This window comes from Microvirga sp. GN3, assembly GCF_055792825.1.
In genome coordinates this window covers 1-22,307 of sequence record NZ_JBVVAK010000035.1, presented here as the reverse complement: position 1 = coordinate 22,307, position 22,307 = coordinate 1, and the positions used below count along the sequence as shown (strand labels likewise).

Genomic DNA, 22,307 nt, shown 5'->3' with positions numbered 1-22,307 from the left:
GGGCGTGCGCTTCCCGCGGTGATGCGGGCGGGTCATCGTAGGGCTATGCGTGCGCTTAATAATCTGAAGCTTCTCACGAAGCTTGCTATTCCCGTCACTATCTTTGTTGCAGTGACAGTTGGATTGATCGTTCTTGCAATGTCGGGCCTGAACAACATGGCCCAAGACACTCAGGAACTGGTTGAGCAGGAGGTTGCACGTCAGGTGCTCACTCTGCAGATCAATGCGGAGGTCAATGAGGCATCCATTCAAGAGAAAAACATCATCCTGTATGAGCCCGGCGACCTGATGAACTCGGCTGCAAAGCAGTTCGACAAGTACAAGGACGCAGCGATCCAGCATGCCAATGAGCTCCTGGCTCTTGCCGATACCACTGAGCGGAAAGCCAGCTATACCGAGGTGAAGGCACAGGTTGCCAATTACTTCGCCCTCATGGAAAAGAGCATTGAGCGGGCTCGTGTGAACGATGACGCAGGCTCTCTCAAGATCTCTAACGGCGAGGGTCGGGATGCTCGCATCAAGATCCGCGGGCTTCTTGCCGAGCGTATCGAAGGAGCCAAGAAGTCCCTTGAGCAGGCGGCCAATGATGCCGATCAGCTGGCCTCCGATACCTCCTGGACCCTGATTGGGTCTGCTACCTTTGGTATTGTCGCGGCTCTGGGCTTGATCGGAATAATCGTGATCGCCGGCATTACTCGCCCGCTTGGCGGAATGACCACCGCTATGGGGCAGCTTGCTAACGGCGACCTTACCGTCAATGTGACCGGTACCGAGCGCAAGGATGAGGTCGGCACACTGGCCCGGGCTCTCCAGGTGTTCAAGGACAACGCCGTCGAAGCCCGCCGCCTGGCCGCTAAGCAAGCAGCCGAGGACGAGGCCAAGATGCGTCGCGCTCAGGTTCTCGATCAGTTGACGAAGGACTTCGAGCGCAACGTCTCGGCCATGACCCAGGGACTGGCGTCGGCAGCAACGGAAATGGAAGCCACTGCCCAGACGATGACGTCCATTGCTGACCAGACCAACGACCAGACGGTCAGCGCCGCCTCGGCAGCCGAGCAGACCTCGGCCAATGTCCAGACGGTCGCCGCCGCGACTGAAGAGCTGTCGATCTCCATCCGCGAGATCTCCACTCAGGTCAGCCAGTCGTCGCGGATTGCCGAGCGTGCCGTGCAGGATGCCCAGCGCACCGACGCTATCGTGCAGCAGCTCGCTGCTACGGCCGAGAAGATCGGGAACGTCATCGCCCTGATCAACTCGGTGGCTGGCCAGACGAACCTGCTTGCCCTGAACGCGACCATTGAGGCGGCTCGTGCGGGCGAGGCCGGCAAGGGCTTTGCGGTCGTCGCCTCCGAGGTGAAGGAGCTTGCCAATCAGACGGCAAAGGCCACGGACGAGATCTCGCAGCAGATTGCCTCGGTACAGCAGGCTACCCGCGAGGCCGTCGGCGCGATTGAGACAATCACGAAGACCATCGGCGAAATGTCGCAGATCTCGGTGTCGATCGCGGCGGCGATGGAGGAGCAGGGCGCGGCAACAGGCGAGATTGCCCGCAGCGTCCAAGAAGCCGCCCGTGGCACCGAGCATGTTACCGGCAATATCGGTGACGTGCGGCGGGGTGCCGGCGAGACGGGGGCCGCTGCGTCCCAGGTGTTGAGCGCGGCCCAGGAGCTGGCTCGTCACTCCAACAGCCTTGGGGACGAGGTCGGCCACTTCCTCCGGGGCGTAAAGGCAGCTTAAGGCAAGCTTGCTTAGGTACATAAGCGAAATCGGCGGATTAAGGTTCGCCGGGACGGCTCAACCCCGCGGTGAGCCGAAAACGGAAGGCGCCCCTACTGGGAGGGGCGCTTTTCTTTTTTGGAGGTTGGCGGTCCCGGTCAGGGCGGATTGATGGCGACCACCCCGAACGTGACCCCGCCAAGGGACCTCGGGGTGCCATTCAGCGGCGGATAGACCAGGTGACCGGTCCCGTAGCACACATCAGAGGTGTCGACGCCTTCGGCGCCATAGGACTCGCGGTTGATCTGGATCGTGTACCGGGGGCAGCCTTCGTGTACGATCTCACCGATGGCGACCACTTTGCCCTCGATGAAGTCCACCCTGTTAGAGGCGGTGATCCGGGTATCCATCCCGTAGATGCGGCCATCGTTGAGGAGCGTTGCCAGATTGAAGGAGCGGACGGTGGCCCCCACCCGGATCGGGTTTCCGAAAATATCCTGATCCGGCTTGGCATACTCCGCGATGAGTTCCGGCGTCGAGAAGAGAGAAACTGCGCTCATGATTGACCCTCAGGGATTTGGTTTCAGCCAATGGCCCTGTCGAGCGCGTTTCTCAAGGCCAGGTACTCGGGAGGATCTGAATCTGCGATGCCCGTGCCCTCAATCCAAGGAAGGGCCCGTCGGATCGCGTGGACCATCCGGGGAGCGGCCGTCAGCACCTGAGCGTAGGCCGCGCTATCATCTGTCGGAGCCTCGCCCTCCCCTGCCCGGTTGGTGACACTCGCCAGCCCGCTGGATGGCTCAAGGACGAGGCGGAAATCGATCGCCCGGATTGGGGTCTCAGTAATCCTTTGATACGCCGCTTCCCCATATCTTGGCGCCACACCTCGTAAGGGTGCGGAAGCACCCGCTTTCCAGATGTTGTGACCACAGGTTTCCGCGATGTGGGTCAGGGAGACGATGTGGGTAGCGACGTTCTCGCCGGCATTGTAGGCCGACAGGAAGTTGGCGAGAGCAGCCGTAACGTCGTCCTTGGAATACGGCTCTTGCTCGAGGTGGATGACCGGGATCAGGATCATCGACTTGCGGAGATCGACCAAGTTCCTGAACGAACAACCTTCATTGATGGCGACTGCACATTTGCACTGAAATTCGGCGCACTCATCGTCCACCGCGTAGACAGCGTCGGTCCAGGTCGGAGGTGTCCCGCCGTTCGTGTATTCCCCTTCGACCTTGTAGCGGATGGGCTCCCCAGCCTTGCGGAAGCCCGTAATGCGGCGAGTTTCAGCCTCGGCATCAAAAGCGGAGTTCAACTCGCGGGCCTTGGCAACCGCCTGGAGGAAGTTATCGATCATCGGCCGCCGGGCCGGAACGTCCAATTTGACGTGGACGGGGACATCCTGGCCTTCGAAGAAGACGATGTATTCGCGGACGGCAGTATCTTGAGGTGCAGCAGTCATGGTGAGCCTCTAGCTGTCTGGTAGCGGAACGTTGTTGGGATCAGGTGCGTTGCGCGATTGAGGAGTATACTTGGCGCTTTGACGGCCAGCGACGCCGAGCTCCTCACCGCAGGAGGACGTGATGCACTCCATTCATCCGCAAGCCCGCACCACCCCGGCTGTCCGCCAGGAGATCGCCCGCTCGTCTGAGCCGACCGGCGTGCTGGCCCAGCGCTTCAGCGTGAGCACCGAGACCATCCGCAAATGGCGCAAGCGCGGGACCAAGGACTGCCAGGACCACTCCAGCCGGCCGCACAAGCTGCCCTGGAGGGCCACCGAGGAAGAGCGGGCAATCGTCTGCGCCCTGCGCCAGGCCACCGGCTTTCCGCTCGATGATCTCACCTTCGTGGTCAGCCACTTCCTGCCGCATCTCCACCGGGATGCGGTCTACCGCATCCTCAAGGCTGAAGGGCTGGGGCGGCTGCCGCCGGCTCACCAGCGCAAACGGGAGAGCGGCACGTTCAAGGAGTATGACCTCGGCTTCGTCCATATCGACATCAAGCACCTGCCCAAGCTGAGAACCGCCAATGGGGAGAGCCGCAAGCGCTATCTGTATGTGGCCATCGACCGCTGCTCCCGCTGGGTGCACCTGGCGGTCAAGGACGACGAGCTGACCACAAGTGCGGTCGCCTTCCTGAAAGAGGCGGTTCGCGCGTTCCCCTTCAAGGTCACGCACGTGCTGACGGACAGAGGATCCTGCTTCACGGCTGATGGCTTTGAAGACGCCTGCCGCAAGCTGAAGGTGCAGCATCGAAAGACCAAGCCCTATACGCCGCAGACGAATGGCCTCGTGGAGCGCTTCAATGGCCGGGTGCAGCGCGAGGTGCTGGGGATCACGATCTACAGCCATCGGGATCTGGAGAAATTGCTCAAGGGCTTCAACCAGGCCTACAACCGGAGACGCCAGCGCGTGTTGAAGGGGCGATCACCAGACGAGGTTGTGCGGAGCCGCTTGGCCGCCGAGCCGAAGCTGGCCAACCGGCGCTTCAAGCCGCCCGATTCACACGCTTTGCCGCAAGCCCTCCGGGTCGTTGCTCATGCCAAGGAGGTCTCGCATCCAGACAGGTAGTCAGCACTGACCGATGGGTGGTATAAGACCGCAGTTCAATTCTCAAATCAGAATTAAAATGCCGGTTGCCCAGTCTGTCTCCCCTGATGAACTCCACGACGCCGGAGGCAAAAGCCGCCTCAGGCTGAAAGAGGGCGTCATTGCCGATGCCGTCTTTTACGACAACCGTCGTTACCGACCCATCCTGACCCGCCGCTGGACCGCGGATCCGAACGCTCCGTTCGTTCTTTGGGTGGGCATGAACCCTTCGGTCGCTAGCTATGAGGTCGACGACCCCACCGTGGCGCGGGAGCAGGACTTCACCCGACGCTGGGGCTATAGCTCGTACGTCAAGTGCAACGTCATGGACTATTGCGTTACCGAGCAGAAACGCCTGCGCGACCCCGGCGTCATTCCATGCAGTCAGCATAACCTTCCCGCCATCCGGGATCAGGCAAGCCGCGCCTCAATGATCGTCATGGGGTTCGGCGCCGTCCATCCCTCCCTGCAGCATCACGCTGATGCCGTATGCCAGGCTCTCATTGAAGACGGCCATCGTCTCTGGTGCCTGGCTCTGACGAAAAACGGCAATGCCGGCCATCCCCTCTACATCGCGGCCGATACCAAGCCGTTCCACTACATCCCGAAGCTGAAGGGCAAGGCCTAAAGGCAAGCCCCACAGCTTGCCCTTTCTGTGACGAGGACAACTCCCATGGCAACGCACTTTTGGACGCTCCTGACAGGGGTCGATACCGTCCGGCCGTTCTTCGACAAGGCAGAGGCCGAGAGGGCTGCTGCCGCCTTTGTCCAATCCTGTGACGACGGCCGAACCGTCACGGTCGAGAACTGGCGTGAAGAGCTCACAGACTTGAACAGGGAAATGGATGATGCAGGTGAAGCCACCTATCTCTGCTCTCTGACCGAACACCTCTTGCCGGAACTCAATGCCCTCGCTGTGCTGGAGGAGGGCGAAGTGCGCCGCATTGAGACCCAATCGCCTCTGCTTCAGGATCTGAAGGTGGCAGTCGTCGAGACCAAGTTCCGGCATATCGATTACCATCCGGACGATGTTCTCTGGATTGGGACACCCCTTGGCCCGATTGGCGTCGTTGGGCATATCCAAAGTGTCGCAAAGCCGCAGTGGCCGATTGCAACTGTTTTTGAACAGATCATCCGTACAGACCCCATGGGCGAAACGCCCCGCGTCGGCTGAGAATTACCATGGCCCTGGATACGTCCATTCCCGTCCTCATCATCGATGATTATCAAACGATGCTCAGAATCGTCCGCAACCTGCTCAGGCGGATTGGGTTCACGGATGTCGACGAGGCCAGGGATGGGCGGGAGGCGTTGGAGAAGCTCAATGAGCGGCCCTACGGGCTGGTGATCTCCGATTGGAACATGGCTCCGATGACAGGATATGAGCTTGTCCAGCAGGTCCGGGCGCACCCTATGCTCCAGAAGCTACCCTTCATCATGGTCACCGCCGAGGCGAGACCCGAAAATGTCATCGCGGCTAAACAGGCCGGCGTTGACAATTACATTGTGAAGCCATTCAGCGCCGAAACCCTGCGGGCGAAGGTCAGCACAGTGCTTGGGCTCTCCGCCAAGAGCGAAACACACTCAACCTGACCGGTTCCCTTGCCTCCATCCATCAACGCCACAGCGGTCCGAGACAGCCAACTGTGGATCTTGACTAACTAACATCCGCACGAGGACTAACATGCACTTCCCGAACTCCCGCCTGCTGGCGCTCGGCTTTGCCGCGGCGGCAAGCCTGAGCCTCGCTGGCTGCTTTGAGTCGAAAACGAAAGTTATTGAAGTCGGCGATGATGTGGGCCTTCCGAGCAAGGCATTCTGCACCACGATGGGGAAGAAGGAGCTGACGCAGCTCCCAGTACCCGAAAAGGCTTCCAATGGCGGGACGATTTATCGTGACCCGCAGAATTCAGGTCAGTATGCCTTTAAGAAGATCAATAAGAATCTCTACCTCGCGCAGGCTGAAGCCCCAGGCAAGTTCAGGTTTGGCTACGTTTGGCGTGATGACAAAAAGCTTCGGATTCTCACCTTCCCACTCCAGATGACCGAAGGGACTAGGCAGTCCGCGGAAGATGCTGGCCTCACGCTCACCCCATCACCTGACGGCTTCCAGGATCTGACCGGGAAGAAGGCAGATCTCGAAAGCTTTCTCCTCTCGCCGAAGATTGACAGTCTGACCGCTGTCTCCGAATGCATCTTCGAGAAACCCGCAGACTGGGACCCCCCGCTCATCGGGCAGGTTCGGAAGAACATGAGCCGTGAGGAGGTTATGGCGATGCCGGGGGCAACGGAGTGCGGCGACAATGTATGCTTCAATGATCTCGGCTTGGCGCGCATCAACCCTCGATCTCAACGGCAAGGCTCCGGAGAGATCCGCGTCAAATTCAACGAACAAGGAGTGAACCGGATCTCCGTACGCGCTAAGGGGCTCGACCTCGGATGGCAGGAGGGCCTCCTCAACAAAACGGTCCAGTCGCTCCTCCTGGTTCCTTATACTGGCGAAGAAGGCAAATTTGTTTTCCTCCAGGTTAACGGCGACCAGGTGCTGTACTCCGGCCCGGACGCAAACAAGCTCGCCGACGACGCGGCAAAGCGGTTGGGTATCTTCCACCAGGAGATCCAGCGCCGGAGCCATGTCGCTAACGTCTTCAGCAATCAGAGCATTCGGTTTCTCCGGATTGTCCTGACGGACAGCAAGGGCATCGAAGCGATCAAGGGCATTGCAGACTTGAACGCCGCGATCCACGAACTGGGGTTCCAGAACCGGCCTTACATCGATTTCACTCTCGAAAGAGAGAAGGGTTTAGGGCAACGCCTATCCATCGATAGCCAACATTGAGTGGACGAGATTTGAAGGCTCTGACGCAATCTTACGTGCGTCAGTCAGCCTCCCCGGATGAGCGTAACCGTTAAGTAGTTGTTAACGTTGTGGCCAGAATCCCTGCATACTGTTATCTGGATGCAACACTTCGGAGCAGTCATGAACTAAAGGACGGTTCATGATTGACCCTCGCCCGTCCTAGCGACATCTTCACACAAGGTTCAGGCGATTCGTCGGATCGCCGATACTGACGAACAAGTACCGTCTATTCTAAAAGAAACATGAACGGACCCAAAGCTGAGTAAGTGGCTTTTGGGAGCCGAGGATAGATGAACAAGCGTTCGAAGTAGTTTCTGGGTTGGGGCATTACTAAGATGTTTATCGTCGTTGCTTCGCAGCAATCGGCTGCGGCTGCCTATGTATCTGAGTTCCAGCATGAGGGAATTCCCTCAATCGGCCTGTTCTCCGATAAGCTTCAAACATGGCTCGACGCCTCATCCACGGCCGAAATCCAGGATGCTCGCGGCTTCCTGATTGATGAAGGCGAAGTGCCGGTCACCTTCGCAAAGACAATTCGCGAGCGCACACCGGCCCCCATCATCGCCTTCAGCGAAACCCGCTCTCTGGAGAAAACGCTCGAGTTGCTAACGGCCGGTATTGACGATGTGGTCCGTAGGCCAATCCACGTCAAAGAGATTCTCGCGCGTTCCGAGGCGATCTGGCGACGCCACCGCGAAAGCCAGCCGGTTCAGTCTACCGACCGGGTTAAGGTTTTCTTCGACGGTCAGGATGCAGAGGTCGATGGGATGCCGATGACGCTCCCGCGCCGTGAACTCAACATCCTGGAGTACTTCGTCCGCAATCGCGGGCGCTCCGTGAGCAAAGCTCAGGTCTTCCATGCGGTCTACAGTGACTGCCAGTCTGATGTCTCTGAAACGGTGGTCGAAGGACACATCAGCAAGCTCCGGAAAAAACTGCGGATGCGCCTTGGCTATGATCCAGTCGTGTCCAAACGGTTTGAGGGATACACCTATCTGGGTTAAGCCCCATGAGGTGAGCCGCATACAAAGCCACGGCGCCACCCAAGTTTGCAGAGGCTATGAGGGCATTATCAGCTCTCATAGCCAAGGGACCACCTTAGTTTCCGGTCTTCGCAACCTTGTCGAAATCCTCATTCAGCTTGGCGAGCGAGTTATCGATCCGCGAACGCTTCTCACGGATCCATGCCTCCTGCTGCGCCAGTTCCTGCTTGGCCGCGTCCAGCATCTTGGCCATCTCCGCAGGCTGAGGGCCACCAGCGGTTGCTCGGTTCTTGACGACCGCAACAGGGTCGAGTGTCGACCGGAACTCCTCTTCGCTCATCGGCAGATCGCCCGCCAAGTTCACATCCTTGACGGACTCACGATAAATCCGCTGGGCTTCAGCATAGGGGAAGTCCGTTGGCTTGATGTTGTTCGCCTTGGCGAAGTCCACGACCTCGGAGGCGAAGTGATGACCGGCGCGGAAGGGGAGCTTGTATTTCCGCATCAGGACGTCCGCCAGCTCCTGTGATGCCGTCCAGTCGCTGTTCAACTCCTCCAAGGCCCGTTGCGGACTGATGACCAGCGAGTTCAAAATCTTATCCCAGCCCTGAAGCGTCTTGATCGCGCTGCTGATCATAGCGGTGTTGGCTTTGACGTCTTTCGGGTCCGACATGCCAGGGGTGATGTTGTGAGCCTGGATGACCGGACCCATTGCCAGGGTCACAGTTGTCGAGGCGTCCTCTCGGGTGCTGTTCAGCAACCCGGGGTTCTTCTTCTGGGGCATGGCACTGGAAACGTACGTGTTGCCCCCGCCTTCCTGGAGCAGGATCCAGGGACGGGATTGAGCATATTGGGTCATTACGTCTTCAACGAAGTTCCCGGTGTGAAGCGAGATGCTGGTCACGATGCCCGCCGCCTCGACCGGAAGGTCCATCGATGAAATCTGCGACGCATCATAGGCATTCTCAACGATGCCTGAAAAACCAAGGTACTCTGCCATCCGGGTTCGGTTGAGCGGCCAGCTCGTACCATTCAGAACTGTGGTCCCCATCGGCGACCGGTCGACCCGGGCATAGGCTTCGCGGATACGCTGAGCATCACGGTCAAGCCCGGCCAGATGCCCAAGCAGATAATGCCCATAACTGTTCGGCTGAGCGGCCACTCCATTGGTGTAGTTAGGCACGATAGTATTTACGTTCGCGTCGGCCAGGCTGAGCAGTGACCCAGAGGTCTTGTTGAGTTGCTCAGCGAGCTTCAGCAGATTCTCACGCAGGATAGCGGCCCGGTAGGTCGCATGCATATCCTGGCTCGAGCGGCCCGCGTGCAACAAGGTCACTTCGACCCCAGCTGCATCGATCAGAAGGGGCTCGAAGGTGATCACGCTCGAGGGCCTCTTCGCGCCCGCTTGGTTACCCGCTGCAAGAACTTTGGAGATCCCGGCCGCTAGCCGCGGCGCCAGAGCCTTATCGAAAAGCCCCTCCTCAGTGTTGATCACCGCTGTGGCCTTGTTGATCTCGCCGAGCCAAAAGAACTCGTCACGGTTGGCTGCCTGCTGTGCGATCGCCGGAACTGAAACAGCACAGGTCAAAAGTGCCAGCATCGCCTGTTTGAGTTGAGCCATTCGTTTCCTCCTTATAGTCCTGTTTTTGCATGGCACGCGGAACGGACGCATATGCCCGTCCCATAACTGTAACGTTGTGCCCGAAGGGCAAGTGGCTGGGGTACAGCCGCAATCCGGCCGGAGGAGGGGAACTCAAGGTCCCTCGCTGGATAGAAGCCTGACTGAATAGGTCCTTACCGGAACAACTGAATCAAAAACCCCAAAGGAAAGCCAGATATCCGCCGATCACTTACGGCGGCGCTAGTGCTTGTCATGAGGTCACAATGACAGACGTAAACATCCGCAGCTTGGCTGACTTCAAACGTTTCCTCGCCCGCCCCGGCGCCACCATCGAGACGCTTCGGAACGATATCATGACGAGGAACGGGCAGACGCCCGCAACCCGGCCCCAGGCCTATGGCACCCGTCAGGTCAAGAAGCTCCAGACAAACGCGGTGCAGTTCACGGGCGACAACTGGCTCTGGTTCGACAAAGCCGCCAAGTACCGGTTCGCCGGCGATGTTGTGACCATCGACGTCAGCAAGGGTGAGCCCTTCGCAGAAGTCATTGAATACAAGCTCTCCATTCAAACTGCAGCTTAGAACAGCGAGGCATCCATGGGATTGATCTGGATCCGCAAGGACGACGTTCGGAAGGGTCTGCTCGATACGAGCAACCAGCACATTTACGCCACCTACCGTGAGGTGAAGAAGCGCAACGGAAAACCTAACACCTACAGGGTCGAGGGTTACGCCCAGCGCGCGAGAAGACATCCGGCGGAGGAGATCGAATGGCCGGACGTCGAGGCCGCCGAGCAGGCCTGCCAGCGCATCGCCGCCTGCTACACCCAGGCCACCGTTTCCGCGGGGCAGGCCTCCGCCACGTAAGGATCACCGCCGATGACCTCCGAAGCCCACGTTCGCGACCAGAAGCTAAAGCAATTCGTCGAAGAAGCTCTTGATGCCGGCGTGTTCTATGAGCGGGACATGAAGGAACGCATCCTGCCCCAGATCCTGCCCTTCGACGAAGCAGTCGAGAATCTGATCGGCACCTTCACCAACCCTTCGTTTCAGGAACTCCAGGATCTCGAAAAGCAGGTCAGTGCCCTGCCTCGTGGATCCTGGGCAGTCATCCGCAAGGAATGGGATGGCGGTGGATGCTACTCGCTAATGTTCAGCGACGGGACCGGAGGCCGCGCCCCAGGTGTTTCGTATGACACCTATGATCGAGTCCTGTCCTATGACGAGGCTCTGGAGAGTGTTGTCGGCTTCGAAATCTACAAGATGCGTCAGGCGGTAGAGCTCGAACGTGAGATCGCCGCGGATCTCAAAGCCATCGCGGACAACGGGTTCGAAGTCTATCAGAAGTTCGAAGGCCTCAAGGTTGAGGCTCGCATCTTCACGACGGCGCAGATTTCCGAGATCCGCCCCAATGGCCATATCGTGCTGCGCCTCACCCTCCGGGGTAGCCGTAAGACATATGAGACGACCATCGGCGGACGGGATCTGGCGCGCCGCATCCGCGAAGCAGAGGAAAGGGCAGCGCCCAAGCCAGCCACGGCCGAGCCCATCGGGCAGACGGCGCTGTTCCTCGCCTAGATCAAGTCCCCCGTCGCCTGCAGAGCCAGCCGCGCTGCCACAAGCTGCGCGCCGTTTCCGCTCGCCCAGATTCTTAATCGGAGCGTCCGCCGATGCCCAAGATTTCCAAAGAAGAAGCCGCCCGCCACCAGGAGGCGGAAAAGCTCCTCGAAAAGGATGTTCTCACTGTCACCGAGCGCGAGTTCGTTCTGGAACACTGGCATGAGGGAGCCCGACACCTCAACTCGGTCGCCGGTGCGTTTTTCACGCCCCTGGAACTGGCCCGCGACTTTGCTGTCGAGGTCACCGGACGCAGGATCATCGACCTGTGCGCCGGCATTGGGCGGCTGTCCTACCTGATCAAGGCCGCAGCTGAGTTCTCCCGCCAGCCGCTGGAACTCACCTGTGTCGAGATCAATAAGGATTACGTCGAGGTCGGCCGCAAGATTCTCCCCGAGGCCCGCTGGATTCACGCCGACATTCTCGATCTTCCGAAGCTTGGACTGAGCTCCTTCGATTGCGCGATCGGGAATCCGCCGTTCGGCGCCATTCGGTCAGATGGCAAAGCGCCCCGCTATAAGGGTGCGAACTTTGAATACACGGTGATCGATCTGGCGTCCGACGTTGCCGATTATGGGGTCTTCATCATCCCGCAAGGATCGGCACCGTTCCAGCTCAGTGGAACCCAAACCTTCCGGCATGCAACCTCGCAGAAATACGAGGCGTTCGTAAAATCGACCGGAATCTCACTACAGCCGAACTGCGGCCTGGACACCTCTGGTTATGACCACCTTTGGCGCGGAACCTCACCCCGCACCGAAATCGTCTGCGCCGATTTCAAGGAAATCAGAGCCGAACGCCAGGCCAACGCCGATTCTCAAGAATCTCACATCGCAGCCCTCAGGGCCGGCTCTCTGACACAACCCTCGATCTCGGTTCGGCTCCAGCAGGCCGATCTCTTTGCCTGAGGACTCCATGACTGAGACGATCCATTCTCCCACCTGCCGCTCCATCACCTTCGATGATCCGCCAGAATTCGAAGCAAAAGGTCGGAACGGCTTCATCAAGACGACCGGCGTCACCCTGATGAAAATGACCAACGGCGAGATTCATCTCGGCTGCATCACCTCGAAGGGCGTGGCATCCGACGCTAGTCGACTGCCTGTTCCGAAAAGCGCCGTCATCCCGCTGGCCCACGCTCTGCTCGCCATGGTTCAAGCAGAGCATGTGACACCACGCGAGGTCATCATCACCCCGGATCAGGCCGATGCCGCGAAAACACTCATCAGCATCGCCGTCAACGCCAGTGGTGAACACAGGGGCCTCGAACAAATCCTGCTCGAGGCCTTGGACGCCGACCGTATCGTCTCGCGCCGCAATCGACCGAGTCTCCCGCTCATTCCTTTCGCTCCTGACCACCCCTTCATCAGAAAACGATTCACATGACGCAACACAAGGGAATGGGCGGCCACCATTCAAGTCTCGCGCTGACGGACACGTGGCTCACCCCGCCCAGCATTATCCAGGCGCTCGGCTCATCGGGTTCCTTCGATCTCGATCCCTGCGCCGCTCCATCCCCGCGTCCTTGGGACACTGCCCGTAAGCATTACACCTGGCCGGATCAGGATGGATTGAAGCTTCCGTGGGAGGGCAGGGTGTGGCTCAACCCGCCCTATGGTCGCGCGATGACCGATTGGCTCAAGAAAATGAGCCGTCACAACAAGGGCACAGCCCTGATCTTTGCTCGCACGGAAACCGAGGCTTATCACGAATTCGTCTGGCCTTATGCCTCTGGCATCCTCTTCCTCCGCGGACGCCTGCACTTTCACTCTCCCGACGGCCGGAGGGCCGATGCCAACTCCGGTGCTCCCAGTGTTCTGGTCGCCTACGGCGAGGAGGATGTGGAGCGACTGATCCAGAGCGGTCTCGACGGAGCCTTCGTCGGTCTTACCCGCCCGGTGCTGCTGCATATGGTGCTCAATTTCGAGCAGCCGATGCCTCATTGGCGCGATGTGGTCTGCGACGCGATCAAGAATCTTGGCGGCATGGCGAAGCTGAAGGATATCTACGCAGCGCTTGAGGATCATCCGAAAACCAAGGGAAATCCTCACTTCCGCGAAAAAATTCGCCAGACCATCGGCAGGCTCGGCCTGAAACGGATCGACAACGGCCAATACGCCCTCTTCGCCTGAACTCACACAAAGGCTTCTCCCCATGATCCACGTCCTCGTGGCGGTTACCCAGCAGGTAACCGATCAGGAACTCGATGCCGACGACAGCCCGGAGATCGCCGGCAGCTATGTCGTCCAGGTTAAGGCTGGATCCACCGATCCAACGGAAGATGCCCTGGACGCCTTCCATGACACCATCGGCATCGCCTGCCTCGACGATTTTTCCATCTCGGCCTGCATCGTCGACCCCGCCACCATTCCGGCTGCTGCCAGCTGGATCTGATCATTGCCAGAAAGAGAATTCCCATGACCGATCAGGATCCCATTCTCTGCCAGACCCAGGTCCGGGACTGGCGCATTGCCGAAGACAGCACCGAAGAACTGGTTGGCCGCCAGACGGAAGACTGGGGTGTTGAGATTTCCCCATCGCAGTACCACGGCCTCTCGCTCACCTTCAAAGCTCCTGATGGCTCCGACCGTTTAGTCGAGATCGAAGTTGATCAGGGCAATCTTGTTGTTCGATCATACCGGGGCGACGAGCCGGACGCCAAAATGATCGTTGCGTCCGACGCCACCTATGTCACCTCCTGTTCCGAGATCGGGCTACTCGGCCGCAAGGTAATCCGGTATGAGCCTGAGGATGCTGACTTTCATGGCGGTGAAGTCCCGAGCAACATGGCCACCTTCGCGACCGAGGTCGTCGCTACCGGCGATAAGTTTCAGGCCAGCCTGGAATGGATCGGCGAAGGGGAGGATGGGGACTATCGTCCGCAAGACCCCAATGACCGTCCGATCCTTCGCTTCGATGTTTCACAGAAGGGCGAGAACGGGGAATGGGAGGACGTTCCCGACAGTAGTTACTGCATGCAGCTTGATGCCCGGCTTCCCCGCGCAACGCGCGAACTCGCAGCCAACCTGATCCTTAGAACAGTCGAGGAGGCTCATGCGGCGGGCCTGTCGCTCAAACGCGTCTGCGAGCGCTTGTCCTGGATGGATGAGGCTGCCGCCAAAACGGGCGCCACCACACCCTTCCTCAAAACCGAACTCGTTGCCGCCGCGGAGTAACTCAGTCCAATGACCAAGAAATCCAAAACCGCCGAAGCTCGCTATACCGTCATCCTCGACAATTGCGGCAATCCTGATCGTGGCCAAGATCCCTCGCGCCGGCTGCCCGGTACCGTTCGGAAAGTCGTTCCCGTTGACGATTTCGCATCGGCCTCCAAGGCCTGCCGCGATTACATCGAAGAAAATGACCTCGGCGGCGGCAATTGGACGGGCGGTGAAATCCGGGAGAACGGTAAGGTTGTCGGCAAAGTCGGCTACAATGGGACTGTCTGGCCGGCCGGTGGATTTGCCGTCGGCATGAAACCGCTCTGGCCAGAGCCGAAAGAGGAAGAGCCTAAGCCGAAGGATCCCCTCGAATGGGAGACGGCCCAGATCGACACGCCGTTCGGACCCATTCTGGTCGGAGGCTGCTTCCGGATCGGCAACGTGAAAAGCGCCGAGGGCAAGTTTGCCGTTGATGGTCAGCACTACGAGTTCATGACCTACGCGACATTTGACGAGGCTGGGCTCAAGGAGATCCAGCCCCACCACCTCCTCAAAAATGGCGTCTTTTCAGATTCTGTAGCCACGCCGAAGAAGGTCAAAGATGCCATTCAGGCAGCGGTCGCCGCTTGGGCTGCGATTCCGGCCAATATGGCGCTGATCGTCCGGAACGAAATCAAAGATCAGAAGAAATCGATCCAACACGTCGAGCGGCAAATTGCCAGCTATGAGCAGCAACTCGCCAAAGCTCGAGATGAGCTGGCAGGCCATCAAGCCCAGATTGTGGAGCTTGAGGAGAAAGCCTCTCAACTCGGGTCCAACTCCTAGAGTTGGCGGGCTCAAGAGAATTCAGGTTAACCGAATTCGGATTTTCCGGCCGCGAACTGTGACAAACGCGATTTAAAACCATAAAATCTGAATATTCAAATCGTTCGAGTGCAATCTATGCTCCACGCCGTCGCGTTCTTCTGTCCCCCGCTTGCCTTGGTTCTTGCCCGAAAATGGGGGCCAGCACTCGGCAACAGCCTCCTTTACGGCGCTTCATGGCTCCTCGTTCTTCCGATCATCGGCATGTTCTCCGGCCTTGTGGATTCCTTGGCCGGGCTGCTGTTCGCATCAATCGCACTTATTCTGTTCCTCCCGTTCGTTCTGTTGCTCGGCTTACTCTTTTTCGGAGGGTTCCTCGCAACAGTCGGCTTGGTGGGGCTGATAGCCTTCGTCTGCTGGTTGGCATCCATTCTACATGCCTGGAAGGTTCTGTCCGGCATTAGCCGCGAGCGCCATGAACGCGAATTGATCGAAACGATCAATTCCCTAAAGGCGGGCAATACATAGTCGCTGGAGACGTAACTAAGATACGAGAGGGGCCCGCTAAGGGCCCCTCATTCGTTATTCACCAAGCTGCCCGAGGTATCCGTCGCTTCCAACGCTCTCCACGGGGCAAATCTTCGGCCGAGGCCACCGCCTTCCGCTTTGCCTTGAATATCGGGAGCGGGACGACAACTGCCGATGCCACTGGTACCCGTATTTCCTGGGCCGGTAGGGTTTCTTGGGTTTCCACGTGTTCGACAGGATGAACCACCGGCGCGGCCTCAGCCTTGCGTCTGCGTTTGATCACTGATGGTGCAGCCTCCTCGTAGGCAGGTACTGCGACCTGCGGCTCCATCGGCACCTCAAGAGCTGGCACCGTCGGAGCGATCGGAAGGCTCTCTAGAATCCGGCGCTCAACCGCCGGAGTTTCGGCTTTGCTCGCATCAGAAAACCCCTGATCCGCAGTATGTCGACTTGGAACAGAGATCTTTTGTTTCGGCTCCAGCACAAACCGTTGGAACTTCGAAGGTTGTTGAGACGAAAGCTTGGAGCGTTTTACTTCGAACGTAAAAGATGGGGATGTTTTCTTCATCTGAAAACCAACCATGTCCCATGTATCGGCCTGAACCGTAGAGGGGAATGGATAAGAGATTCTTTCTAAATCAGATCGGGATTCGACCTGACATCTTGAACACAGGTCTTGGGTAAACCCCAAAACTGCATCGGCCAGGCCTGCAGCCTCATAGCACGGCCCGAAGACGAGGCAAAATCCACAATGCTCGATCTCTTTGACGCGGCTGGCGACCTCTCCGCCGCCATTGAAGCTCTCCACGCCGCCACAGCCCTTTATACGGCAGAACCTGTGGTCGACGTTCTCCTTGACCGAATCGGCTGGCCCGATGCCCAAGGCAGGCTCGTCGATCCCAGCGCCGGCGATGGCATGTTCATGGTCCGCGCACTCAGCCGTCTCGACCTCCCGCCCGACGCCTTCAGCGAGGTCTCCCGTGTTCAAGGCTGGGAGCTTCATCCCGGAGCCATGCGATCCGCCCGGGAACGGGTGCAATCGCACCTGATCAGCAACGGCTGGTCGATTGTTTCTGCTCACAAAGCCGCCCAGACCGTCGTTCACCACGGGGACTTCCTAACCGGCGGCCCCGCGCCTGGCACGTTCCGCTTCTGCGCAGGAAATCCCCCTTACCTGCGCTACGGCCATCTGCCTGAGGTGCTGAAGGATCTGTATCGGCCGATTCTGCCCGACTTCGCCCGTGGCGACCTCCTCCATGCCTTCCTTGACCGGTGCGTCTACAACATGCCGCCAGACGGCATCATCGGCTTCGTCACCAGTGACAGGATTTGGGTAAACGACACAGCCGCCAATCTCCGCAAACAGCTCGGACACAAAGTCGGCATCAACCACATCTCCAGGCTCGATGCGAGCTCCAGCTTCTACATGCCCAAGACACGTCGGAAAGGAACGCCTCCGCGTATCCATCCGGTGGAAGTTGTGCTCACGCCCTCGGCGCAGGCAAAGATCCCTCTCGGCAAGCTGCCGGTTTCGCCCGACGACGCCCTGGATCAGCATGATGGGCCGACCCTGGCCGATATCGCCACCGTGCGCCTCGCCCCATGGCTCGGGCCGCATGGAATTTTCACCATCGACGCCCACCAGGTCGGACGTTTCCCCGATGCCGATCTTCTGCCGGCGGTCGATAGCGATGACATCGATCCGGCCACCGATACATTACGGCCGGCGACCCGCTATGCCTTTCGCACCCTTAAGGACAGGGAGCCGACAGGTGCCGTGAAGGATCACCTGCAGGCAACACTCGCCCGCATGCCGAAGCGGGGGCAGAAGGGTCGCTGGTGGATGCCCCCAGAGGCCATCACCCTGCCACTCGATAGGCCTGCGCTTCTGATCCCGCGCATTGGCCGTAAGATCCGGACCATCCGGCTGGAGCCGGGCATCCTCCCGATCAATCACAACCTCTATGTGGTTTCCGCCGGTCCGGACCACTCGCTCGAATCCATTCAGGAGGTCCTGCAAAGCAACGAGACCCAAGACTGGGTCGTGAGGAACGCTCCGCCGCTGGAAAACGGATACCTCGACATCAGGGCAGGGCTGCTACGCCGAATCCCCATTCCCGGATCTTTCAGCCCGAAGACGCCAAACGTCCAAGGCTAAACCCCAGAAATTTGATCCAAGGAAAAGGCACGCGGCCATGATCTCTTGCATCTTCACCGACAACCTCAACTGCCGCGGCCAGTTCCGCCGGCTGCGTTCTGTCCGCGATGCTCTCGACCAGATCCACGCGTCGTTCGGTACGGTTAAAGAACTCATCGTTCTGGATAGCAGCGACAGAATCCTCGCTTTCATCCCAGCCCGCACGACCAGCGGCGAACTGAAAGTCTGGGACTACCGCACCAGCAAGTTCGCCGACCCCCCGGTTCTTTTGCGGTCAGGCGCGAACTTCGCCTCCTCGGTCGCCAGCGACGAAATGCAGGAAGCCTTCCAGCGCGAGATTCTCGACCGCGCTACCTGCAGCGCTGCGCCGTTGCCGCTGGCTGCCTGATCTTCCCTCCATACCAGGACAACCCCATGAGCGCTCTCGATGAGAAGCGTCGGTTTGCCGCCGATGCGGAATGCAGCACGTTTGATTTCGGCTACGAGTTCAAGGATGCCTCAGGCTGGGAATGGACGACCCCAGGCAATCACTGGGAAAAGCCGATCTTCCTCTTCGCCGATGATCGAGATGCACCCTCGATTCCCGGCACCCTTCACATCACTTTTGTTGACGGCACGGACGAGATTGAAGAATCTCACGCCAACATCCTCGGCCAGGTGATCCAGGGCCGCTCATCCTCTCAACAGTCCACCTTAGCGGGCACGCCCGCGAGTCCTGACACGAAGATCGTGAAGATCGTCTATCAGGTTGTCGCCTTGATGCCCGCTGCCGACGCTCATTGGGCGCAGCACTCGAAGGCAGAAAAGGCCCTCAGCGAGATCAATGAGGGCGACTGGATTGGCTGCGAAATCGTCGGGTCGATCCAGAATATTCCCGACGATCAGGTGCGCGACGAGCTTCTCGCGATCGGCAACGACGGCACCTTCTTCGATGACGTCCTCAACGATGGCGACAAGAACGACGCCTCCGCTTTAGACCAGGAGTAGACCTCGTGGAACAGCTAGGGCCTGTTAGGGCTTGATCCAGTCGAGGGCAGCGGCAAGACAGAGAATGCCCATGAAGGATGATGCGGTCTTCTCGTAGCGAGTTGCAATAGCCCGCCATTCTTTGAGCCTGGCCCACAGACGCTCGACGACATTGCGGTTGTTGTAGATCCAGTCAGGGCAGGCGACTGGTGCCTCGTGGCGCTGCGGCGGGATCGCCGGTCGGGCTCCCATGCTCCAGACATGCTCGCGAAAGGCATGGCTGGTGTAGCCGCGATCCGCCACAACCCAGGTCGGCACACCTGGTAACTGCTCCAGCAGCGGAAGGGCGTGCGGCAGCTCGTGCGCTTGGCCAGGCGCGATCCGAAAGGCGACGGCGCGTCCAAGACCGTCCGCGATCACGCAAGCCTTGGTGCCATAGCCGCCACGAGAGCGGCCAAGTGCTTCACGATCGTCTCGCTCAGCTTGAGAGCCCCTTTTCGCGCAGCTCCTGCGGCCTTCTGGTGAGCCCGCACGTTCGTCCCGTCCAGGAACGTCATTCCCAGATGCACGCCACGCTCCTGCACGAGGCTCAGCAGACGCTCCCAAACACCCAGACGGGCCCAGCGGATGAAGGTTTGAGCGGCCCGCCACCAGGGCCCCAATTCAGTGGGCACAGAGCGCCACTTGGCTCCGTTTTGATGGCGCCAGAGGATCGCCTCGAGCGTCCGTCGCAAATCCTGCGGCTTGGTTTTACCCTTCGGACGACATTGCTCCACCAAGGGCTCCAGCATCGTCCATTGCATATCCGTCAGCATCGCTCTTCCCTCGTCAGGAAGAGCAAAACGCCTCTACACTCAATGGGTTCAAGCCCTAACAGGCCCTAGCTCTGTTTTCGTTTCCGGAGCCTCCGCCGCCCGTTGAGATTCTTGAGAAAACCACAGCTCTCGCTCGACCTGACTTCGCCGCCTACGATTACATCATCGTGGCGTTCAGCGGCGGCAAGGACAGCCTCGCGTGTCTCCTCGTCATTATCCAAGAGCTCGTCGAAGCTGGTATTCCGCTCGACATCATAGAATTGTGGCATCACGACGTTGACGGGAGGGAAGGATCGTCCCTGATGGACTGGCCTGTCACTCGCGCTTACTGCGAGGCCGTAGCAAAGGCCTTTGGACTCAAACTCTACTTTTCCTGGCGCGAGGGCGGTTTCGAGCGCGAAATGCTTCGCGAGAACAGCCGTACTGCGCCCACTCACTTTGAAACGCCTGAGGGCGTGAAAAGCGGCGGGGGACAAGGCGGTAAATTCGGCACGCGGCGGAAGTTCCCGCAGGTTAGCGCGGACCTTTCCGTAAGGTGGTGTTCGTCCAGTTTGAAGGTGGATATATCTTCGATGGCGATCACCAATCAGGACCGATTTCTTGAGAAACGGACGCTGTTCGTCACCGGCGAACGGGCCCAAGAATCTGCGGCGCGATCAAAATACCTGACCTTCGAACCGCACAGAACTGATCGCCGGAACGGCACTCGCCGCATGCGTCATGTCGATCACTGGCGGCCGATACACGGTTGGAAGGAAGAAAAGGTTTGGGCCATCATCGAGAAGTTCGGTGTTGCAGCTCATCCGGCTTACGATGCCGGCTTCGGTCGGGTATCCTGCATGAACTGCATATTCATGTCGCCCAATCAGGCCGCAACGATCCAGACATTCGCCCCAGGTAAGCTCGCGCCAATCGCGGCCTATGAGAAGGAGTTCGGCTGCACAATCCACCGGACGCTGGACGTCGTGGCACGTGCGGCGAAAGGCACTCCGTACGAAGCCGCGACCCGGGACTCCATGGCGCGGTGTCTTTCGGAAGCCTTTGACGAGCAAGTCCTCCTGCCGGCAGGACGGTGGAAGCTGCCCGCAGGCGCCTACGGCGAATGTTCGGGGCCCACGTGAGATTCTTTATGGCACACATTCTCAAATCATACGTGGCCGTTATGAGCGGCCCGGACGGGAGTGAGCAGACGGTAACCGTGGAGGTGGAAAGCCTCCCCGGTTACACAATGCTCGATGATCTGGATGAGATTCTTCGATCGGCTCAGAAGAGATGCGCCGCTAAGACCCTCGTCCATGAGGACTACACATCGGACAGTGACTATTTGAATGATCTCGATGCCCGGGCCGAGGGATATCATCTGCTGTCCGTCCATAAGCCCGGAGTGCTCAAGCGGTTCTCCTATGAGGGCTTCGTCGGGGAAAACGACGAGAAACTCTACACTGGCCCGGTCCAAGCCGTCGACGACGACGAGGCCGACTTCGCTGCCCGATGGGGTATCGCCCTTCAGGCTGGCAGCCTCGCTGGACATACGCTGATCAACGACATTGATGCATTCTCGGAAGCACTGGATCACGTCACGGTTGTCCAATGTGTTGAGAACCCTGTGAGCCTCAATGAGCTTGCCGAGGCGGTTCGGTCCCTCGTAGCCGCTGACACGCTCGGTGCGCCAGTTTCCGACCTGATCGACGACCTGGCAGCCTTAACCGCGTTTATCCCAACCGACACTATGGCACCTGTGGTCTCCGCCTGACTGCTTCCAGCCTCAATCCTGAATTCATAACGCCTAAGCTGTCTGGATGCGAGACCTCCTTGGCATGAGCAACGACCCGGAGGGCTTGCGGCAAAGCGTCTGAATCGGGCGGCTTGAAGCGCCGGTTGGCCAGCTTCGGCTCGGCGGCCAAGCGGCTCCGCACAACCTCGTCTGGTGATCGCCCCTTCAACACGCGCTGGCGTCTCCGGTTGTAGGCCTGGTTGAAGCCCTTGAGCAATTTCTCCAGATCCCGATGGCTGTAGATCGTGATCCCCAGCACCTCACGCTGCACCCGGCCATTGAAGCGCTCCACGAGACCGTTCGTCTGCGGCGTATAGGGCTTGGTCTTTCGATGCTGCACCTTCAGCCTGCGGCAGGCCTCCTCGAAGCCATCAGCCGTGAAGCAGGATCCTCTGTCCGTCAGCACGTGCGTGACCTTGAAGGGGAACGCGCGAACCGCCTCTTTCAGGAAGGCGACCGCACTTGTGGTCAGCTCGTCGTCCTTGACCGCCAGGTGCACCCAGCGGGAGCAGCGGTCGATGGCCACATACAGATAGCGCTTGCGGCTCTCCCCATTGGCGGTTCTCAGCTTGGGCAGGTGCTTGATGTCCATGTGCACGAAGCCGAGGTCATACTCCTTGAACGTGCCGCTCTCCCGTTTGCGCTGGTGAGCCGGCGGCAGCCGCCCCAGCCCTTCAGCCTTGAGGATGCGGTAGACCGCATCCCGGTGGAGATGCGGCA

General features: G+C 59.3%; 28 protein-coding genes. 22 read left to right on the top strand and 6 right to left on the bottom strand.

Annotated features, from left to right (window positions below; translation table 11 throughout):
- Positions 1–45 precede the first annotated feature (45 nt).
- Positions 46–1,737: a methyl-accepting chemotaxis protein gene (locus tag ACS5Q1_RS18065; RefSeq protein ID WP_473099486.1), complete on the top strand. Its 1,692-nt coding sequence runs from the start codon at positions 46–48 to the stop codon at positions 1,735–1,737.
- A gap of 137 nt (positions 1,738–1,874) precedes the next feature.
- Here ACS5Q1_RS18065 and ACS5Q1_RS18060 read toward each other — a convergent pair whose 3' ends face one another.
- Positions 1,875–2,276 (bottom strand): hypothetical protein, encoded by a 402-nt coding sequence (locus ACS5Q1_RS18060; protein ID WP_473099485.1) that lies wholly within the window; start codon positions 2,274–2,276, stop codon positions 1,875–1,877.
- Between the two features lie 23 nt (positions 2,277–2,299).
- Positions 2,300–3,175 (bottom strand): hypothetical protein, encoded by an 876-nt coding sequence (locus ACS5Q1_RS18055; RefSeq protein ID WP_473099484.1) that lies wholly within the window; start codon positions 3,173–3,175, stop codon positions 2,300–2,302.
- Between the two features lie 121 nt (positions 3,176–3,296).
- Here ACS5Q1_RS18055 and ACS5Q1_RS18050 point away from each other — a divergent pair, with 121 nt between their 5' ends.
- The 6 genes from ACS5Q1_RS18050 (at position 3,297) to ACS5Q1_RS18025 (ending at position 8,165) form a co-directional block, all read left to right on the top strand.
- Positions 3,297–4,283 carry an IS481 family transposase gene (locus ACS5Q1_RS18050; protein WP_473099483.1) on the top strand — a complete coding sequence of 329 codons (987 nt, stop codon included), beginning with the start codon at positions 3,297–3,299 and terminating at the stop codon, positions 4,281–4,283.
- Between the two features lie 58 nt (positions 4,284–4,341).
- On the top strand, positions 4,342–4,929 hold the full coding sequence (locus ACS5Q1_RS18045; RefSeq protein WP_473099482.1) for a DUF1643 domain-containing protein: 588 nt from the start codon (positions 4,342–4,344) through the stop codon (positions 4,927–4,929).
- Positions 4,930–4,974: 45 nt separating this feature from the next.
- Positions 4,975–5,475: a hypothetical protein gene (locus ACS5Q1_RS18040; protein ID WP_473099481.1), complete on the top strand. Its 501-nt coding sequence runs from the start codon at positions 4,975–4,977 to the stop codon at positions 5,473–5,475.
- Between the two features lie 8 nt (positions 5,476–5,483).
- The gene (locus ACS5Q1_RS18035; protein WP_473099480.1) at positions 5,484–5,894 is read left to right on the top strand and encodes a response regulator; all 411 of its coding nucleotides are present in this window, start codon (positions 5,484–5,486) and stop codon (positions 5,892–5,894) included.
- Between the two features lie 91 nt (positions 5,895–5,985).
- Positions 5,986–7,140: a hypothetical protein gene (locus tag ACS5Q1_RS18030; RefSeq protein WP_473099479.1), complete on the top strand. Its 1,155-nt coding sequence runs from the start codon at positions 5,986–5,988 to the stop codon at positions 7,138–7,140.
- A 356-nt stretch (positions 7,141–7,496) separates the two neighbouring features.
- A complete protein-coding gene (locus ACS5Q1_RS18025) occupies positions 7,497–8,165 on the top strand; it encodes a response regulator transcription factor (RefSeq protein WP_473099478.1) in 669 nt (222 codons plus the stop codon).
- A 94-nt stretch (positions 8,166–8,259) separates the two neighbouring features.
- On the opposite strand, the gene ACS5Q1_RS18020 is transcribed toward ACS5Q1_RS18025, so the two are convergent.
- Positions 8,260–9,765 carry an argininosuccinate lyase gene (locus ACS5Q1_RS18020; RefSeq protein ID WP_473099477.1) on the bottom strand — a complete coding sequence of 502 codons (1,506 nt, stop codon included), beginning with the start codon at positions 9,763–9,765 and terminating at the stop codon, positions 8,260–8,262.
- A 263-nt stretch (positions 9,766–10,028) separates the two neighbouring features.
- Here ACS5Q1_RS18020 and ACS5Q1_RS18015 point away from each other — a divergent pair, with 263 nt between their 5' ends.
- The 10 genes from ACS5Q1_RS18015 to ACS5Q1_RS17970 all read left to right on the top strand — a co-directional run bounded on the left by ACS5Q1_RS18015 (position 10,029) and on the right by ACS5Q1_RS17970 (position 15,874).
- Positions 10,029–10,346, top strand: coding sequence for a hypothetical protein (locus tag ACS5Q1_RS18015; protein WP_473099476.1), 318 nt, complete (start codon positions 10,029–10,031; stop codon positions 10,344–10,346).
- A 15-nt stretch (positions 10,347–10,361) separates the two neighbouring features.
- The gene (locus ACS5Q1_RS18010; RefSeq protein WP_473099475.1) at positions 10,362–10,631 is read left to right on the top strand and encodes a hypothetical protein; all 270 of its coding nucleotides are present in this window, start codon (positions 10,362–10,364) and stop codon (positions 10,629–10,631) included.
- Positions 10,632–10,643: 12 nt separating this feature from the next.
- Positions 10,644–11,342 (top strand): hypothetical protein, encoded by a 699-nt coding sequence (locus ACS5Q1_RS18005; protein ID WP_473099474.1) that lies wholly within the window; start codon positions 10,644–10,646, stop codon positions 11,340–11,342.
- Positions 11,343–11,434: 92 nt separating this feature from the next.
- A complete protein-coding gene (locus tag ACS5Q1_RS18000; RefSeq protein ID WP_473099473.1) occupies positions 11,435–12,289 on the top strand; it encodes a class I SAM-dependent methyltransferase in 855 nt (284 codons plus the stop codon).
- Between the two features lie 7 nt (positions 12,290–12,296).
- Complete coding sequence (locus ACS5Q1_RS17995; RefSeq protein WP_473099472.1) at positions 12,297–12,767, top strand: hypothetical protein; 471 nt, start codon at positions 12,297–12,299, stop codon at positions 12,765–12,767.
- Positions 12,764–13,513, top strand: coding sequence for a DNA N-6-adenine-methyltransferase (locus ACS5Q1_RS17990; RefSeq protein ID WP_473099471.1), 750 nt, complete (start codon positions 12,764–12,766; stop codon positions 13,511–13,513). The genes ACS5Q1_RS17995 and ACS5Q1_RS17990 overlap by 4 nt, the downstream gene beginning before the upstream one ends.
- Before the next feature lie 22 nt (positions 13,514–13,535).
- Positions 13,536–13,775 carry a hypothetical protein gene (locus tag ACS5Q1_RS17985; protein WP_473099470.1) on the top strand — a complete coding sequence of 80 codons (240 nt, stop codon included), beginning with the start codon at positions 13,536–13,538 and terminating at the stop codon, positions 13,773–13,775.
- Positions 13,776–13,798: 23 nt separating this feature from the next.
- A complete protein-coding gene (locus ACS5Q1_RS17980; RefSeq protein WP_473099469.1) occupies positions 13,799–14,557 on the top strand; it encodes a hypothetical protein in 759 nt (252 codons plus the stop codon).
- 9 nt (positions 14,558–14,566) lie between these two features.
- Positions 14,567–15,367 carry a hypothetical protein gene (locus tag ACS5Q1_RS17975; protein ID WP_473099468.1) on the top strand — a complete coding sequence of 267 codons (801 nt, stop codon included), beginning with the start codon at positions 14,567–14,569 and terminating at the stop codon, positions 15,365–15,367.
- 117 nt (positions 15,368–15,484) lie between these two features.
- The gene (locus tag ACS5Q1_RS17970) at positions 15,485–15,874 is read left to right on the top strand and encodes a hypothetical protein (protein WP_473099467.1); all 390 of its coding nucleotides are present in this window, start codon (positions 15,485–15,487) and stop codon (positions 15,872–15,874) included.
- A 58-nt stretch (positions 15,875–15,932) separates the two neighbouring features.
- Here the strand turns inward: ACS5Q1_RS17970 and ACS5Q1_RS17965 are convergent, their stop codons facing one another.
- On the bottom strand, positions 15,933–16,457 hold the full coding sequence (locus tag ACS5Q1_RS17965) for a hypothetical protein (RefSeq protein WP_473099466.1): 525 nt from the start codon (positions 16,455–16,457) through the stop codon (positions 15,933–15,935).
- Positions 16,458–16,625: 168 nt separating this feature from the next.
- Between ACS5Q1_RS17965 and ACS5Q1_RS17960 the strand changes: the two genes are divergently transcribed.
- Genes ACS5Q1_RS17960 through ACS5Q1_RS17950 form a run of 3 tightly spaced genes read left to right on the top strand, consistent with a single transcriptional unit; the run spans position 16,626 to position 19,019 of the window.
- Entirely contained in the window at positions 16,626–18,032 is a 1,407-nt protein-coding gene (locus tag ACS5Q1_RS17960) for an Eco57I restriction-modification methylase domain-containing protein (RefSeq protein WP_473099465.1), read from the top strand.
- Positions 18,033–18,069: 37 nt separating this feature from the next.
- Positions 18,070–18,420 carry a hypothetical protein gene (locus tag ACS5Q1_RS17955; RefSeq protein ID WP_473099464.1) on the top strand — a complete coding sequence of 117 codons (351 nt, stop codon included), beginning with the start codon at positions 18,070–18,072 and terminating at the stop codon, positions 18,418–18,420.
- A gap of 26 nt (positions 18,421–18,446) precedes the next feature.
- Positions 18,447–19,019 (top strand): hypothetical protein, encoded by a 573-nt coding sequence (locus ACS5Q1_RS17950; protein ID WP_473099463.1) that lies wholly within the window; start codon positions 18,447–18,449, stop codon positions 19,017–19,019.
- 24 nt (positions 19,020–19,043) lie between these two features.
- Here the strand turns inward: ACS5Q1_RS17950 and ACS5Q1_RS17945 are convergent.
- Positions 19,044–19,813, bottom strand: a protein-coding gene (locus tag ACS5Q1_RS17945) for an IS5 family transposase (RefSeq protein WP_473099462.1) whose coding sequence is annotated in 2 segments (ribosomal slippage) — positions 19,044–19,492 and positions 19,492–19,813 — 771 coding nt in all. Because the reading frame shifts where the segments join, the coding sequence is not laid out codon by codon here.
- Positions 19,814–20,214: 401 nt separating this feature from the next.
- On the opposite strand from ACS5Q1_RS17945, the gene ACS5Q1_RS17940 reads away from it, so the two are divergent.
- Both ACS5Q1_RS17940 and ACS5Q1_RS17935 read left to right on the top strand, forming a co-directional pair.
- Positions 20,215–20,934, top strand: coding sequence for a phosphoadenosine phosphosulfate reductase domain-containing protein (locus ACS5Q1_RS17940; RefSeq protein WP_473099461.1), 720 nt, complete (start codon positions 20,215–20,217; stop codon positions 20,932–20,934).
- Positions 20,916–21,566, top strand: coding sequence for a hypothetical protein (locus ACS5Q1_RS17935; RefSeq protein WP_473099460.1), 651 nt, complete (start codon positions 20,916–20,918; stop codon positions 21,564–21,566). Before ACS5Q1_RS17940 ends, ACS5Q1_RS17935 begins: the two co-directional genes overlap by 19 nt.
- On the opposite strand, the gene ACS5Q1_RS17930 is transcribed toward ACS5Q1_RS17935, so the two are convergent.
- Positions 21,541–22,307 (bottom strand): DDE-type integrase/transposase/recombinase (locus tag ACS5Q1_RS17930; RefSeq protein ID WP_473099459.1); only part of this gene is annotated, 767 nt, incomplete at its 5' end. The two genes, ACS5Q1_RS17935 and ACS5Q1_RS17930, sit on opposite strands and share 26 nt — an antisense overlap.

What these genes read in the sequence shown, in the direction of transcription:
- ACS5Q1_RS18065 (WP_473099486.1), top strand. Translation starts at nt 46, where the DNA reads ATGCGTGCGCTTAATAATCTGAAGCTTCTCACGAAGCTTGCTATTCCC.
- ACS5Q1_RS18060 (WP_473099485.1), bottom strand. Translation starts at nt 2,276, where the DNA reads ATGAGCGCAGTTTCTCTCTTCTCGACGCCGGAACTCATCGCGGAGTAT.
- ACS5Q1_RS18055 (WP_473099484.1), bottom strand. Translation starts at nt 3,175, where the DNA reads ATGACTGCTGCACCTCAAGATACTGCCGTCCGCGAATACATCGTCTTC.
- ACS5Q1_RS18050 (WP_473099483.1), top strand. Translation starts at nt 3,297, where the DNA reads ATGCACTCCATTCATCCGCAAGCCCGCACCACCCCGGCTGTCCGCCAG.
- ACS5Q1_RS18045 (WP_473099482.1), top strand. Translation starts at nt 4,342, where the DNA reads ATGCCGGTTGCCCAGTCTGTCTCCCCTGATGAACTCCACGACGCCGGA.
- ACS5Q1_RS18040 (WP_473099481.1), top strand. Translation starts at nt 4,975, where the DNA reads ATGGCAACGCACTTTTGGACGCTCCTGACAGGGGTCGATACCGTCCGG.
- ACS5Q1_RS18035 (WP_473099480.1), top strand. Translation starts at nt 5,484, where the DNA reads ATGGCCCTGGATACGTCCATTCCCGTCCTCATCATCGATGATTATCAA.
- ACS5Q1_RS18030 (WP_473099479.1), top strand. Translation starts at nt 5,986, where the DNA reads ATGCACTTCCCGAACTCCCGCCTGCTGGCGCTCGGCTTTGCCGCGGCG.
- ACS5Q1_RS18025 (WP_473099478.1), top strand. Translation starts at nt 7,497, where the DNA reads ATGTTTATCGTCGTTGCTTCGCAGCAATCGGCTGCGGCTGCCTATGTA.
- ACS5Q1_RS18020 (WP_473099477.1), bottom strand. Translation starts at nt 9,765, where the DNA reads ATGGCTCAACTCAAACAGGCGATGCTGGCACTTTTGACCTGTGCTGTT.
- ACS5Q1_RS18015 (WP_473099476.1), top strand. Translation starts at nt 10,029, where the DNA reads ATGACAGACGTAAACATCCGCAGCTTGGCTGACTTCAAACGTTTCCTC.
- ACS5Q1_RS18010 (WP_473099475.1), top strand. Translation starts at nt 10,362, where the DNA reads ATGGGATTGATCTGGATCCGCAAGGACGACGTTCGGAAGGGTCTGCTC.
- ACS5Q1_RS18005 (WP_473099474.1), top strand. Translation starts at nt 10,644, where the DNA reads ATGACCTCCGAAGCCCACGTTCGCGACCAGAAGCTAAAGCAATTCGTC.
- ACS5Q1_RS18000 (WP_473099473.1), top strand. Translation starts at nt 11,435, where the DNA reads ATGCCCAAGATTTCCAAAGAAGAAGCCGCCCGCCACCAGGAGGCGGAA.
- ACS5Q1_RS17995 (WP_473099472.1), top strand. Translation starts at nt 12,297, where the DNA reads ATGACTGAGACGATCCATTCTCCCACCTGCCGCTCCATCACCTTCGAT.
- ACS5Q1_RS17990 (WP_473099471.1), top strand. Translation starts at nt 12,764, where the DNA reads ATGACGCAACACAAGGGAATGGGCGGCCACCATTCAAGTCTCGCGCTG.
- ACS5Q1_RS17985 (WP_473099470.1), top strand. Translation starts at nt 13,536, where the DNA reads ATGATCCACGTCCTCGTGGCGGTTACCCAGCAGGTAACCGATCAGGAA.
- ACS5Q1_RS17980 (WP_473099469.1), top strand. Translation starts at nt 13,799, where the DNA reads ATGACCGATCAGGATCCCATTCTCTGCCAGACCCAGGTCCGGGACTGG.
- ACS5Q1_RS17975 (WP_473099468.1), top strand. Translation starts at nt 14,567, where the DNA reads ATGACCAAGAAATCCAAAACCGCCGAAGCTCGCTATACCGTCATCCTC.
- ACS5Q1_RS17970 (WP_473099467.1), top strand. Translation starts at nt 15,485, where the DNA reads ATGCTCCACGCCGTCGCGTTCTTCTGTCCCCCGCTTGCCTTGGTTCTT.
- ACS5Q1_RS17965 (WP_473099466.1), bottom strand. Translation starts at nt 16,457, where the DNA reads ATGGTTGGTTTTCAGATGAAGAAAACATCCCCATCTTTTACGTTCGAA.
- ACS5Q1_RS17960 (WP_473099465.1), top strand. Translation starts at nt 16,626, where the DNA reads ATGCTCGATCTCTTTGACGCGGCTGGCGACCTCTCCGCCGCCATTGAA.
- ACS5Q1_RS17955 (WP_473099464.1), top strand. Translation starts at nt 18,070, where the DNA reads ATGATCTCTTGCATCTTCACCGACAACCTCAACTGCCGCGGCCAGTTC.
- ACS5Q1_RS17950 (WP_473099463.1), top strand. Translation starts at nt 18,447, where the DNA reads ATGAGCGCTCTCGATGAGAAGCGTCGGTTTGCCGCCGATGCGGAATGC.
- ACS5Q1_RS17940 (WP_473099461.1), top strand. Translation starts at nt 20,215, where the DNA reads ATGCTTCGCGAGAACAGCCGTACTGCGCCCACTCACTTTGAAACGCCT.
- ACS5Q1_RS17935 (WP_473099460.1), top strand. Translation starts at nt 20,916, where the DNA reads ATGTTCGGGGCCCACGTGAGATTCTTTATGGCACACATTCTCAAATCA.